Source organism: Naasia sp. SYSU D00948, assembly GCF_017916515.1.
GTDB lineage: Bacteria > Actinomycetota > Actinomycetes > Actinomycetales > Microbacteriaceae > Naasia.
The window spans coordinates 552,496-565,425 of the sequence record NZ_JAFMTA010000001.1 but is presented as its reverse complement, the minus strand read 5'-3'; the positions used below and the strand labels follow the sequence as shown (position 1 = coordinate 565,425).

The 12,930-nt window shown below is 72.1% G+C and carries 14 protein-coding genes and 2 riboswitches; of the genes, 10 read left to right on the top strand and 4 right to left on the bottom strand.

Annotated elements, in window-relative coordinates; all coding sequences use genetic code 11:
- The first annotated feature begins 130 nt into the window (after positions 1 to 130).
- A complete protein-coding gene (locus J3P30_RS02625) occupies positions 131 to 475 on the top strand; it encodes a hypothetical protein (protein WP_210479395.1) in 345 nt (114 codons plus the stop codon).
- Positions 476 to 824: 349 nt separating this feature from the next.
- Positions 825 to 1,466 (top strand): LON peptidase substrate-binding domain-containing protein, encoded by a 642-nt coding sequence (locus tag J3P30_RS02620; protein WP_307807370.1) that lies wholly within the window; start codon positions 825 to 827, stop codon positions 1,464 to 1,466.
- A gap of 46 nt (positions 1,467 to 1,512) precedes the next feature.
- On the opposite strand, the gene J3P30_RS02615 is transcribed toward J3P30_RS02620, so the two are convergent.
- A complete protein-coding gene (locus tag J3P30_RS02615) occupies positions 1,513 to 2,088 on the bottom strand; it encodes a GNAT family N-acetyltransferase (RefSeq protein WP_210479394.1) in 576 nt (191 codons plus the stop codon).
- A gap of 160 nt (positions 2,089 to 2,248) precedes the next feature.
- On the bottom strand, positions 2,249 to 2,914 hold the full coding sequence (locus J3P30_RS02610) for an alpha/beta family hydrolase (protein WP_210479393.1): 666 nt from the start codon (positions 2,912 to 2,914) through the stop codon (positions 2,249 to 2,251).
- 67 nt (positions 2,915 to 2,981) lie between these two features.
- On the opposite strand from J3P30_RS02610, the gene cutA reads away from it, so the two are divergent.
- The 7 genes from cutA to gcvP all read left to right on the top strand — a co-directional run bounded on the left by cutA (position 2,982) and on the right by gcvP (position 9,918).
- The gene (gene cutA, locus J3P30_RS02605) at positions 2,982 to 3,353 is read left to right on the top strand and encodes a divalent-cation tolerance protein CutA (protein ID WP_210479392.1); all 372 of its coding nucleotides are present in this window, start codon (positions 2,982 to 2,984) and stop codon (positions 3,351 to 3,353) included.
- A gap of 254 nt (positions 3,354 to 3,607) precedes the next feature.
- Entirely contained in the window at positions 3,608 to 4,072 is a 465-nt protein-coding gene (locus J3P30_RS02600) for a hypothetical protein (RefSeq protein WP_210479391.1), read from the top strand.
- A 36-nt stretch (positions 4,073 to 4,108) separates the two neighbouring features.
- Positions 4,109 to 4,477, top strand: coding sequence for a VOC family protein (locus tag J3P30_RS02595; protein WP_210479390.1), 369 nt, complete (start codon positions 4,109 to 4,111; stop codon positions 4,475 to 4,477).
- Positions 4,478 to 4,561: 84 nt separating this feature from the next.
- Positions 4,562 to 5,149, top strand: a complete 588-nt coding sequence (locus J3P30_RS02590; RefSeq protein ID WP_210479389.1) for a copper resistance CopC family protein — start codon at positions 4,562 to 4,564, stop codon at positions 5,147 to 5,149.
- A gap of 30 nt (positions 5,150 to 5,179) precedes the next feature.
- Positions 5,180 to 5,274: riboswitch (glycine riboswitch) on the top strand.
- Positions 5,275 to 5,370: riboswitch (glycine riboswitch) on the top strand.
- 44 nt (positions 5,371 to 5,414) lie between these two features.
- Positions 5,415 to 6,617: a glycine cleavage system aminomethyltransferase GcvT gene (gcvT, locus tag J3P30_RS02585; protein WP_210479388.1), complete on the top strand. Its 1,203-nt coding sequence runs from the start codon at positions 5,415 to 5,417 to the stop codon at positions 6,615 to 6,617.
- On the top strand, positions 6,614 to 6,985 hold the full coding sequence (gene gcvH / locus J3P30_RS02580) for a glycine cleavage system protein GcvH (RefSeq protein WP_210479387.1): 372 nt from the start codon (positions 6,614 to 6,616) through the stop codon (positions 6,983 to 6,985). The genes gcvT and gcvH overlap by 4 nt, the downstream gene beginning before the upstream one ends.
- Positions 6,982 to 9,918 carry an aminomethyl-transferring glycine dehydrogenase gene (gene gcvP, locus J3P30_RS02575; RefSeq protein ID WP_210479386.1) on the top strand — a complete coding sequence of 979 codons (2,937 nt, stop codon included), beginning with the start codon at positions 6,982 to 6,984 and terminating at the stop codon, positions 9,916 to 9,918. Before gcvH ends, gcvP begins: the two co-directional genes overlap by 4 nt.
- A gap of 16 nt (positions 9,919 to 9,934) precedes the next feature.
- On the opposite strand, the gene J3P30_RS02570 is transcribed toward gcvP, so the two are convergent.
- Both J3P30_RS02570 and J3P30_RS02565 read right to left on the bottom strand, forming a co-directional pair.
- Positions 9,935 to 10,711 carry a CPBP family intramembrane glutamic endopeptidase gene (locus J3P30_RS02570; protein WP_210479385.1) on the bottom strand — a complete coding sequence of 259 codons (777 nt, stop codon included), beginning with the start codon at positions 10,709 to 10,711 and terminating at the stop codon, positions 9,935 to 9,937.
- On the bottom strand, positions 10,708 to 11,073 hold the full coding sequence (locus tag J3P30_RS02565) for a thiol-disulfide oxidoreductase DCC family protein (protein ID WP_210479384.1): 366 nt from the start codon (positions 11,071 to 11,073) through the stop codon (positions 10,708 to 10,710). The genes J3P30_RS02570 and J3P30_RS02565 overlap by 4 nt, the downstream gene beginning before the upstream one ends.
- 181 nt (positions 11,074 to 11,254) lie before the next feature.
- Between J3P30_RS02565 and J3P30_RS02560 the strand changes: the two genes are divergently transcribed.
- On the top strand, positions 11,255 to 12,901 hold the full coding sequence (locus J3P30_RS02560) for an ABC transporter substrate-binding protein (RefSeq protein WP_210479383.1): 1,647 nt from the start codon (positions 11,255 to 11,257) through the stop codon (positions 12,899 to 12,901).
- Positions 12,902 to 12,930 lie beyond the last annotated feature (29 nt).

Genomic DNA, 12,930 nt, shown 5'->3' with positions numbered 1-12,930 from the left:
AGACCTGGGCGCCGCGGGCGAGCAGCCGCCGAGCGGTGACGGAGGCGCGGCCTCGGTGCACCTACCGTTCACCGCGCTGACGCCGCCGCGTTCTTGATGCGCTGCGGGCGGCTCCCCTAGCGTTCGTGGCATGGAAGCGGTGCCCCGGTCCGAGCCGCGCTCGGCGACCGTCGCCGCCGCGCTGGCGCTCGCGCTGGCCGGGTGCGCCGCGCTGTCGTTCGCCGTGGGCGACGCGATCGGGTTCGCCGACCCGAGCACCGAGGCCGCGTTCACGCTTCTCTGGATGGTCGGATTGGCGCTGCTCGTCTGGGCCGCGATCGTCGGCGGAGCCGTCCTGGTGCATCTCCTTCGCCTGATCGCTTCCGGCCGCCGCCCGATGCTGATCGAAGCACTGCTCGTCGTCGCGGCGGCGGCGGTCGTCGCCGTCGTGACCCTCGCCCACCCGCTCGCGGGCGGCGGCGGGGGCGTCGGGTAGCCCTCCGGACACGCGCTCGCGACGCACCGCTGTTCACCCCTCGAACCCCCGCTTGTCCTCCAAATGACGGGCACTCGCAGTGGGGGGCGCGCGCCGCCCGGTTCTGCGCGAACATGAGATCACGCCGGAACTGGAGCTCGTTTTCGGGTAACGACCTCCAGCGGCGTTTGGTAGCACCTGACGCGTCATAGGGGTATGGCGAGTTATCGGGGCCGCGCTCGTAGGGGTACGAGCGGCGGCCCCTTCTCCATTTCCGGACCCAGCGCCGCTGACCGCCACCTAGGCGCACCCCGCCGTCGCGTCCGCGGACCGCCGCGCTCGCCCAGGTCCGAGGTGGCACGCTGAGGGGGTGACCGCGCGACCGATGTTCCCCCTCGGCACAGTGCTCTTCCCGTCGATGCCCGCCGTGCTCCGCATCTTCGAGGAGCGCTACCTGGCGATGCTCGCGACCGTGCTGCAGGACGAGCCGTCCGAGTTCGGCGTCGTGCTCATCGAGCGCGGCGTCGAGGTAGGCGGCGGCGATCAGCGCTTCGGCGTCGGCACCTTCGCGCGGATCACCCAGCTCATGCAGGGGGAGGGGTTCGTCGGGCTGGTCGCGGAGGGATCGCAGCGGTTCGAGGTCGAGCGGTGGCTGCCGGACGACCCGTACCCGCGAGCCGAGGTGCGGCTGCTGCCCGAGCTCGAGTGGGACGAGCGGTTCCGCCCACTCCTCGACCAGACGGAGCAGGCGGTCCGGCGGGCGCTGGCTCAGGCGAGCGAGTTCGCCGAGCAGCGGTGGAGTCCCGACGTCGAGCTCGTCGACGATCCGGTCGGCGCGGCCTGGCAGCTGGCCGGCATCGCGCCGCTCGGTGAGCTCGACCAGGTCGCCCTGCTCCGGGCGACCTCGGTCGACGGACTGCTCACGGACCTGCAGAGGCTCACCACCGAGGCGCTGGAGACGCTCACGAGCTCGCTCCTCGACGGCGACGGGCTCGAGCAGCTCGGCGACTGACGGGCGCGACGGCCGCCGCAGCCCGGAACTGCCCGTTGAGCGCGTCTCAGTCGAGCGGCCGCCGCATGAGGATGCGCGGGAATCCGTTGATCACCGAGTCCGTGTCGGACGCCTTCACGAACCCCGCGCGCTCGAACATGCTGCGAGTGCCGACGTAGGCCATCGTGAGGTCGACCTTCTCTCCCGCGTTGTCGACCGGGTAGCTCTCGACGGCCGGGGCCCCCTGCGTTCGCGCGTAATCGACGGCGCCGTCGATGAGCGCGGCCGTCATGCCCCGCTTCCGGAAGCCAGGACGGACGCGGATGCACCACAGCGACCAGACCGGAAGGTCGTCGATGTGCGGGATCTTGCGCGAGTTCGCGAAGGGGTGCAGCTCCGCCCGGGGAGCGATCCCGGCCCAGCCCGCGACCTCGCCGTCCAGGTACGCGAGCACGCCCGGCGCGAGCTTGCGGGAGCACAGCTCGCGCACCTTCTCCGCCCGCGCGGTCCCCTTGAGCGCACTGTTCTCCTTCGAGCTCAGGCGCCACGACAGGCACCAGCACACCGACGACTCCGGGTTCTTCGGCGCGAACATCCTCGCCATGTCGTCGAAGTCGTGCGCCGGCTTCACCTCGATCGGCATGGGTGCCACCTCTCTCGCGCTCCGGGACCGGAGCCGTTCGCGCTTATGCCCCATCCGTCGTTCCGTGGTCGGCCGGTTCGGGGATCACGAGCGACGTGCCCCTGGTCCGCCGCGCGCGAACCAGACGCGAAGGCACGAGCGGCCCGCGTCACGTCGCCCTTCACCGCGCCGCCTCCCGTCCCGCGACCTCGCCCACGAAGTCGGCGACCGCGTCCGTGATCATCGCGAGCACCTGCGCGGGACGCAGCGCGGATCCCTTCAGGGTCTTCATCGAGTGATCCGCCCCGGGCACCTCCAGCACCCGCACCTGTGGCGCGTCGCGCGCCTCCTCGGCGACGGCGGCGGCCGTGCCGAAGGTGTCACGCTCGCCCTGCAGCACGAGCACCGGAATAGTGGGGGTCAGCAGCTCCGGGAGGCGCGACTTCTCCGGAGTGGACGGAGGGTGCATCGGGAAGCCCAGGCAGACCACGCCCGTCGCACCGGTCTCGGCCGCGGTGCGGCACGCGACGCGGGCGCCCGCGCTGCGTCCGCCGACCACAAGAGGGAGGGGCCCCGCGAGCTCGCGGACGGCGGGGAGCGACTCCAGCCACCCCGCGTCGAGCGCGGAGGGACGGGACGCGATGCGCTTGCCGGCGACCCGCCACGGCTGCTCGTGCCGGACGACGGTGACGCCCTGCTCGGGCAGCCTCGCCGCCAGGGCCGTGAGGTCGGGAGCGCCGATGCCGCCGCCGGCGCCGTGGCCGAGCCAGAGGACGGCCCGGGGTTCCCCCGCCGCCGCCACCGTGAGGCGGGCGGGACCGGCCGAGGTCGGCACGAGCGTCTCCACGAACCCGACGTTACGCCGAGACGATAATCGGGCCGAGGGGCAAGCGGAGACCGCAGCAGGAGGCGGGATGGTCGACGACCGGGAAGCGGCCGAGATCGTCGCTGAGGCGGCGGGCGAGATCTGCGAGGTCGTTGTCACGGGGCCTGATCTCGACTGGCTGGCCGCCCTCACTCGGAGCCTGATCGAGGATCGGCTCGCGGCGTGCGGGCAGCACATCGCGTCCATCCGGTCCGTCTACCGCTGGCAGGGGAGGATCGAGGACGAGACGGAGGCCCGGGTGGCGCTGCACACGCGCCTCTCACTCGTCCCGGCGATCCTCGAGCGCGTGCTCCGCGAGCATCCGTACGAGGTTCCGTGCGTGCTCGCCATCCCTGTCCTCTCCGCGAACCCCGCGTATACGCAGTGGGTGCTCGCCGAGACCCAGGACCCGCAGGGGTAGTCCGCCGCTCTGCTCCTCCTTCTTCGGTCGTGCACGGCGTGGGAGCTCCGCCCAGCTCGGTCCGCGCCCGGCCGCTGCGCCCGCCGGGGACCGATGCGGAATCGCAACCTTGGGCCCTATTGACGCGGTCCGGCGCGGGGCTACAGTCGCCTTCCCCGATCAGCCGTCGACCCGAAGCGGTGGTGAGTGGATATGGCGACCCGCGCCTGTCCGATTGCGTCCCGGCACGCCTGCCGAGCCCGTGCGAGCATCCGATGATCGCCCTGCCCGCTCCTCGAGCGACGCGGAAGACGGTGCGGCTCCTGGTCGCCACCGAGGGGCTCGGCTACCTGACCCTCGCGCTGCTCGTGCTCGCCCTGCTCGTCGGCGGCCCGCGCCCCTGGCTCGGCGCGATCGCCGCGCTGGCCGCGACGCTCGTGTGCCTCGGCTTCACCCTGCAGGCCCTTCGCACCCGGACGGGACCGGTGGGACGCCCGCCCGGGGACGGCGAGGACGAGTGGCCGTCGGCCCTGGCCGAGCTGCACGACCGTCCGACGCACGTGGTCGCCCTCGCCGCCGCGTACCTGTTCGGGGTCTTCACACTGACCTCCAGCGCCGCCGCGCTCTGGGTGGACGCGCGGACCTGGCCCGTGCCCGTCGCCTACGCGGTCACAGCCCTCACCGCGCTCGCGGTGCGGGTGATCAGCGGCCGCCGCGGCTACCGCTCGATCTGGCGCTGACGGCACGGCGGATCCCGGGCGGGACGCGAAGGACGCATGGAGCTCCTGCAGGTGGCGCTGCACGCCGATGACCTCGACGGGGCGGCGGCGTTCTACACGCAGCTGCTCGGCTCGGATCCCGCCGGACGGTTCGACCCGCCCGGCCTCCTGTTCTTCCGGGTAGGGCGGGCGCGGCTCCTCCTCGAGCGCGGCGCTCCGCCGGGCCTCGTCTACCTGGAGGTCCCCGACCTCGAGGCGGCGCTCGCCCGCGTCCCGGAGTCGGCCGAGCGCCTGGGGCCGCCTCAGCGGATCTTCACGCACTCCGACGACGCGCTCGGACCGGCGGGCATGGAGGAGTGGCACGCCGGCATCCGCGACCCGGACGGCAACCTCGTGGTGCTCGTCGCGCTGACCGCTCCTGGCTGAGGCGCAATCCGGCGGAAGGGATGCACCGAACGTCCCCGAGAGCCCTCCCAGCGGACGGCGGGCCGGACGCGGGAGGATGAGACCATGCGAGGACGACACCTGCTCGCCGGGCTCGGGCTCGCCGGGGCGCTCGCGCTCGGCGCTCCCACCGCGGCCGCGGCGCACGACTCGCTGACCGGCTCGTCCCCGTCCGCGGAGTCCACGGTCGAGACGGTGGACGAGATCGAGCTCACCTTCTCGAACGTGCTGCTCGAGCTGGGGGCGAACCAGCGCTCCACCGCCATCCAGGTCCGCCAGGACGACCGCTACTTCGAGACGGGATGCCCCGTGCTCTCGGATCGCACGGTGTCCGCACCCGTGGCCCTGGGCGGCGCCGGGGACTACGAGGTGATCTGGCAGGTCGTCTCCTCGGACGGTCACCCCACGTCGGGCACCTACACCTTCACCTACGCGCCTGCGGAGGGAACACCCGCCGCGGAGGGATCCGCCAGTCCCGCGTGCTCGAAGGCGGCGGCCGAGAGCGGCGGGCAGGAGGACGTCCTGCTCCTCGGCGCGGCGGCCGCAGTCGTGGCGCTCGCCGCCGTCGGCGTCCTCGTCGCGGTCCTCCTCTCCCGACGGCGCTCCGCGTCCGCGGCGCGCGCGGAGGATGCCGCGCCGTCCCCCTCGGAGTAGGCTGGCCTCCACAACTGAACATCGGGCTTCGGGGCCGACGCGGGAGAGTCCGGGCAGGAATGCCGGACACCGAAGGAGCAAAGCTTCCCCGTCAATCTCTCAGGTGCACGTACCGCTCGGACCGGCCACTCTGGAAAGCAGGCGCCCCGGCGTCTCGCCCACGGTGAAAGCGAACCGCCGACGCGGCGCGCGAATCTCTCAGGCGCCATGACAGAGGGGGAGTTCTTGCCGAGGGCGCAGCGCGCCCGACCGAGGAGAAGAGCTCATGACCGACCTCCCGCCCGATGCGACAGTCCGCCGCTCGCCGCTGCACGATACGCACGTCGCGGCCGGTGCGGCGTTCACCGACTTCGCCGGCTGGCAGATGCCCGTCCGCTACAGCGGCGACCTCGCCGAGCACACCGCCGTGCGTCGAGCGGCGGGCCTCTTCGACCTCTCCCACATGGGCGAGATCCTGGTGGTCGGACCGGACGCCGCCGCCGCGCTCGACTACGCGCTCGCCGGCCCGATGTCCGCCCTGCAGGAGCGGCAGGCGAAGTACACGCTGCTGCTCGCCGAGAACGGCGGCATCCTCGACGACCTCGTCGTGTACCGCACCGGCGTCGACCGCTACCTGGTCGTCGCGAACGCGTCCAATCGCGGCACGGTCGCCGCGCGGCTGCGCGAGCGCGTCGAGGGCTTCGACGCGGTCGTCGAGGACGAGAGCGACGACATCGGGCTGCTCGCGCTGCAGGGCCCGCGGGCCCTGGAGATCCTGCAGAACCTCGACGGCCTGGACCTGCGGGCGGACATCGAGGACGGCTCCACCACTCCGGATGCTCTCGCCGCGCTCCGCTACTACCGCTGCATCCGCGGGGAGTTCGAGGGTCGGCGGATCCTCATCGCCCGCACCGGCTACACCGGCGAGGACGGCTTCGAGCTGTACACAGCGCCGGAGAGCCTCCGCGCCCTGTGGACCTCGCTGCTCGAGATCGGCGCGGGCGCGGGCCTCGTCCCCGCAGGACTCGCGGCGCGCGACAGCCTTCGCCTCGAGGCCGGCATGCCGCTCTACGGACACGAGCTCGGCCTGAGCATCCTGCCCGCCCAGGCGGGGCTCGGACGCGCGGTGTCCCTCGACGGCAAGGGCGACTTCGTGGGCAGGGCCGCGCTGGAGAGCGGGCGCCCCGCCGACCCCGCATCGGAGTTCGCCGGCCGCGTCCTCGTCGGGCTCGCCGCCGAGGGGAAGCGGGCGCCCCGCGCGGGCTACGCGATCTACAACGGCCAGGAGGATCGCGACCGCATCGGCGTCGTCACGAGCGGGCTCCTCTCGCCGACGCTCGGTCACCCGATCGCGCTCGCCTACGTCGACGAGGACCTGGCGGCACCGGGCACCGTCGTGTCGGTCGACGTGCGGGGCACGCGCCTTCCCGCCACGATCACCTCCCTTCCCTTCTACCGCCGCGACCGGCAGCGAGGAGCAGCAGCATGACCAGCATCGAGGACCTCCGCTACACGAGCGAGCACGAGTGGGTGGACGCCCGCGACGGCGTGGCCACCATCGGCATCACCGCGTACGCGGCGGACCGGCTCGGCGACGTCGTGTACGTCAGCCTCCCCGAGGTCGGCGACACCGTGGAGGCGGGCACCGTGATCGGCGAGATCGAGTCGACGAAGTCCGTCGGTGAGCTGTTCGCGCCGATGAGCGGCACCGTGACCGCGGTGAACGAGGCGCTCGCCGATTCCCCGGAGACCGTGAACGCGGACGCCTTCGGGGAGGGCTGGCTGCTGAAGATCCAGTACACCGAGCTGCCGGAGCTGCTCGGTGCCGCCGAGTACCAGGAGCTGACCCGCGCATGACTCTCGCGCCCACCGCCCCCGTCCGCGAGGCGACCGCCTACGACGCCTTCTCCCGCCGGCACATCGGCACCGGGGAGTCGTCGCAGCGGCGGATGCTCGACGTCCTCGGCTACGGCTCCGTCGAGGCGCTGCTCGACGCCGCCATCCCGGGCGGCATCCGCGTCGAGGAGGGCCGGCCCTCCGCCCTGCCCGCCGCGGCGACGGAGCAGGAGGCCGCGGCCGAGCTGCGGTCGATGGCGGGCCGCAATCGAGTGCGCCGCTCGATGATCGGGCTCGGCTACTACGACGCGGTCACGCCCGCGGTCATCCTGCGCGGCGTCCTCGAGAATCCCGGCTGGTACACCGCTTACACGCCCTACCAGCCGGAGATCTCCCAGGGCCGGCTCGAGGCGCTCCTCAACTTCCAGACGATGGTCGCCGACCTCACCGGCCTCGCCACCGCCAACGCGTCGATGCTCGACGAGGCGACCGCGGTCGTCGAGGGGATGCTGCTGGCGCGCCGGGCGTCGAAGTCCCGCTCCGCCCGGTTCGCGGTGGATGCGGATGCGCTGCCGCAGACCCGGGCGCTGCTCGCGGCTCGCGCGGAGGCGGTCGGCATCGAGCTGGTCGAGACCGACTTCGCCGACGGGCTGCCCGAGGGGGAGCTCTTCGGGCTCCTCGTGCAGTATCCCGGCGCCTCCGGCCGCGTCTGGGACCCCTCCGAGGTTCTCGCGGCCGCCTCCGCCGCGGGCGCCGTCACGGTGGTCGCCGCGGACCTCCTCGCGCTGACCCTTCTGCGGCCGCCGGGCGAGCTCGGCGCAGACGTCGCCGTCGGAACGACGCAGCGCCTCGGCGTGCCGATGGGCTTCGGCGGGCCCCACGCCGGATACCTCGCCGTCCGCTCGGGACTCGAGCGGCAGCTCCCCGGACGGCTCGTGGGCGTCAGCGTGGACGCCGACGGCGCCCCCGCCTACCGGCTCAGCCTGCAGGCGCGCGAGCAGCACATCCGCCGCGAGAAGGCCACGAGCAACATCTGCACCGCGCAGGTGCTCCTCGCCGTGATGGCGGGCATGTACGCCGTGTACCACGGGCCGGACGGGCTCCGGCACATCGCCCGCAAGGTGCACGACGCCGCCGCTGCCGTGGCCGAAGCCCTGGGCGAGGCCGGCTTCGAGGTCCTCACGCCCGCCTTCTTCGACACCTTCACCGTGCGCGTCCCCGACGCGGACGACGCGGTCGCGCGGGCCGCTGCTCACGGACTCCTGCTCCGCCGGGTGGATGCCACGACCATCGGCGTCTCCCTGGACGAGGTGACGGCGGCCGATCCGCTGATCGCCCCACTGCTCGCCCACGCGCTCGGCCACGAGCCGGTCGAGGACGGGGCGTTCGGCCTGGTCGGGTACGGCCACCGTGCGCGGGAGATCGAGCCGGCGGCGCTGCAGCGCCAGTCCGACTTCCTCACCCACCCGGTGTTCAACACCCATCACTCCGAGACCGGGATGATGCGGTACCTCCGCTACCTCGCCGGCCTCGACTACGCGCTCGACCGCGGGATGATCCCGCTCGGGTCCTGCACCATGAAGCTCAACTCGGCGACCGAGATGGAGCCCGTGACCTGGCCCGAGTTCGCCCGCATCCACCCCTTCGCGCCGAGGGAGGACGTCGAGGGCTACCTCGAGCTGATCGGTCAGCTGGAGACGTGGCTGGCGGACCTCACCGGCTACGACGCCGTCTCGCTCCAGCCGAACGCAGGCAGCCAGGGCGAGCTCGCCGGCTTGCTCGCGATCCGGGCCTACCACCGCGCGAACGGCGACGGCCACCGCACCGTCTGCCTCATCCCGTCGAGCGCGCACGGGACGAACGCGGCCTCGGCGGTGCTCGCGGGCCTGCGCGTGGTCGTGGTCGCGTGCGACGAGCTCGGCAACGTGGACCTCGAGGACCTGCGCGCGAAGATCGCCGCTCACCGCGACGACCTGGCGGCGCTCATGGTCACGTACCCGTCGACGCACGGGGTGTACGAGCACGAGATCCGCGCGGTGACCGACGCCGTGCACGACGCGGGCGGCCAGGTGTACGTGGACGGGGCCAACCTCAACGCGCTCCTCGGCTACGCCCGCTTCGGCGACTTCGGCGGCGACGTCTCGCACCTCAACCTGCACAAGACGTTCTGCATCCCGCACGGCGGCGGCGGACCCGGCGTCGGCCCCGTCGCGGCCAAGGCGCACCTCGCGCCCTACCTGCCCGGCCACGCCGAGTCTCAGCGCGGCGGCGAGGAGGCGCTGCGGGCGCCGGTGTCGGCGGCGCCGTTCGGCTCGCCCTCGATCCTGCCGATCAGCTGGGCGTACGTCCGCATGATGGGGGAGGAGGGCCTGCGCGACGCGACCGGAGCGGCCGTGCTGGCCGCCAACTACCTCGCCGCCCGTCTCGGCGAGCACTTCCCCGTCCTCTACCGCGGCGACAACGGGCTCGTCGCGCACGAGTGCATCCTCGACCTCCGGCCGCTGACCGCGGCCACGGGCGTCACCGTCGACGACGTCGCGAAGCGCCTCGTCGACTACGGCTTCCACGCCCCGACGATGTCGTTCCCGGTGCCCGGGACGCTCATGGTCGAGCCGACGGAGAGCGAGGACCTCGCCGAGCTCGACCGCTTCGTCGACGCGATGGCCGCCATCAAGGCCGAGGCCGACCGGGTGGGGGCGGGGGAGTGGCCGCAGGACGACAACCCGCTCCGCAACGCCCCCCACACTGCCGTCGCCGCGACGGCGGCCGAGTGGACCCACCCGTACGCCCGCGACACGGCGGTCCACCCCTTCGCCTCCGGAACCGCGGCCGACCCCGCCACGGTCACCGCCCGCATCCGCGGCAAGTACTGGCCTCCGGTGCGCCGCATCGACCAGGCGTTCGGCGACCGCAACCTCGTGTGCGCGTGCCCCCCGCCGGAGTCCTTCGCCTGACCCGACACACGCCGGATCAGGTGTTGAAGAGCCCCGGGAACCAGGCCAGCGCGAGCGGGTAGCCGACGAAGCTCAGCACGTCGAGCACGAAGTGCGCGACGACGAGCGGCGTCGTGCGGCCCCAGCGCGAGTAGACCCAGCCGAAGACGATCCCCATGGCAACGTTCCCGGCGAACGATCCCACTCCCTGGTACAGGTGGTAGCTCCCGCGGAGGATCGCGCTGCTGAGGATGGTCGCCCAGGGGCCGACGCCGAGCTCGCGGAGGCGGGTGAAGAGGTACCCCACCACGATGAGCTCCTCGGTCAGCGCGGCGCGCAGCGCGGAGAGCACGAGCACGGGGATCGTCCACCAGTAGTCGGACAGCCCCGAGGTCGCGATGGAGGGGGTGATGCCGAGGAGGCGGCCTCCGGCGTAGAGCGCGAGGCCGGGCAGCCCGATCGCGGCGGCCAGGAGGAGCCCGGAGCCCGCGTCCCGCAGGGGCCGCGTCGCGTCGAACCCGATGCGGGTGAAGGCCGAGAGCCCGGGCTGCCAGAGGAGATACAGCGCGAGAGCGACGGGCACGAGATCGAACCCGATCCCGAGCAGCTGGTAGACGAGGTCGAAGACGGGCCGCTCGCTGAGCGTCGGATTGAGGGTCGCCGTCTGCTCGGAGATCGGCACAGGCTGACTGAGCCGGTTGGCGAGCGCGACGATCGAGTAGACCGCGGATGCGCCGAGCGAGAGCCCGAGGACGAGGACGATCTCGATCCGCAGGCGCCGCTTGCCCGTCGCGGGAAGGGACTCGGCCGTCACCTGCGGCAGGTGGGGGTGCCGCCGGGCAGCACATGCCGCAGCCGGGATACGACCCAGTACGCCCCGTCCGCCACCCAGGAGAGAGGCGGGGCCCCGAGGATCCAGCCGAGGAAGCGGTACATGGGCTCCGGCTGACGGCGCAGGACGGCCGTCACGGCGGAAGCTCCGCCGTACTGCCGCTCAGGCGTGATGAGCCACACCTGCGACTCGGCCTCCGCCCGGGAGAGGCCGAAGCGGTCGAGGTCGGCCCACTGGAACGGCACCGCTTCGGGCATCGCCGGCAGGTTCGCCTCGAGCCAGTCCACGCAGGACGAGCAGAAGCTGCAGTCGCCGTCGAAGATCAGCACGGTGTCGGGTTCCACACATCCCCTTCGGCAACTTCCGTGCGCCCGTTGCAAGAATCCACAGTTTTCGTATCTGAGAGGTAACGATATGGCCTGGCGGTTTGGGCGGCTTCTGTACCCCACCTAGGGTACTGATAACCGCGCCGCAGCGAGGCCGTGCCGATCTGCGCCGCAAACCTGCACATTCCCAGGAGGACAAGTGAAATTCAGGCGTTTCGGCGTGGGAACGATTGCACTGGCGTCGGCCAGCGCTCTCGTGCTCGCCGGCTGTGCCACCGGAGGCGATGACGGCGGCGAGCAGTCCGGCGGCGGCGAGGCGATCATCACCGCCAACGGCTCGGAGCCCCAGAACCCGCTGATCCCGACCAACACCAACGAGACCGGTGGCGGCAAGATCCTCGACGCGATCTTCGCGGGCCTCGTGACCTACGGTGCCGACGGCAGCCCCGAGAACGACATGGCCGAGTCCATCGAGACCGAGGACAACAAGACCTTCACCATCACGGTGGAGGAGGGCCACGAGTTCACCAACGGCGAGCCGGTGGACGCCGAGTCCTTCGTCAACGCGTGGCAGTACGGCGCGCTCCTGTCGAACGAGCAGCTCAACTCCTACTTCTTCGAGGACATCGAGGGCTTCTCCTACGACGTGGACAGCCCGCTCACGGGCCTCGAAGTCACCGACGAGTACGAGTTCACGGTGACGCTGAAGGAGGCGCGCTCGGACTTCCCGCTGCGCCTCGGCTACTCCGCGTTCTACCCGCTGCCCGACGCCGCGTTCGAGGACATCGACGCGTTCGGTGAGAACCCGATCGGCAACGGCCCCTACATGCTCGACGGCGAGGGCGCGTGGCAGCACGACGTGCAGATCGACCTCGCGGTGAACCCGGACTACGACGGCCCCCGCGCGCCGCAGAACGACGGTCTCCGCATCGTCTTCTACGCGACGCAGGACGCCGCCTACGCCGACCTGCTCGCGGGCAACCTCGACGTGCTCGACTCCATCCCGGACGCGAACTTCGCGACCTTCGAGTCGGACCTCGGCGACCGCGCCGTCAACCAGCCGGCCGCGATCTTCCAGTCGTTCACGATCCCGAGCGACCCCACGCAGTTCGCCAACCCCGCCGCCTTCCAGCACTGGGTGGGCGAGGAGGGCCAGCTCCGCCGCCAGGCGCTGTCGATGGCCATCAACCGCGAGGAGATCACGGACGTGATCTTCGAGGGCACCCGCACCCCGGCGAGCGACTTCACCTCCCCGACGATCGACGGCTGGACCGACGAGCTCGAGGGATCCGAGGTCCTGGAGTACAACCCGGAGGAGGCTCAGCGCCTCTGGGCCGAGGCTGACGCCATCGCCCCGTTCACCGGCTCGTTCCAGATCACGTACAACGCGGACGGCGGCCACCAGGGCTGGGTCGACGCTGTGACCAACAGCATCGCGAACACCCTCGGCATCCAGGCATCGGGCAACCCGATCCCGACGTTCGCAGAGTCCCGCGAGCTGATCACGACCAAGACGATCGAGACGGCGTTCCGCACCGGCTGGCAGGCCGACTACCCGGGTCTGTTCAACTTCCTCGGACCGCTCTACGCGACCAACGCCAGCTCGAACGACGGTGCGTACTCGAACCCCGAGGTCGACCGGCTCCTCGCCGAGGGCGCCACGACGACCGACCGGGACGAGGCGAACCGCCTCTACCAGCAGGCCCAGGAGATCCTCCTCCAGGACCTCCCGGCGATCCCGCTGTGGTACTCGAACGTGACCGGCGGCTACAGCGAGGCCGTGGACAACGTCGAGTTCGACTGGCACTCCGTCCCGCTGTACCACGCGATCACCAAGACCGCGTAACAGCGAGCCGAATCGCTCTCCAGGTGGGG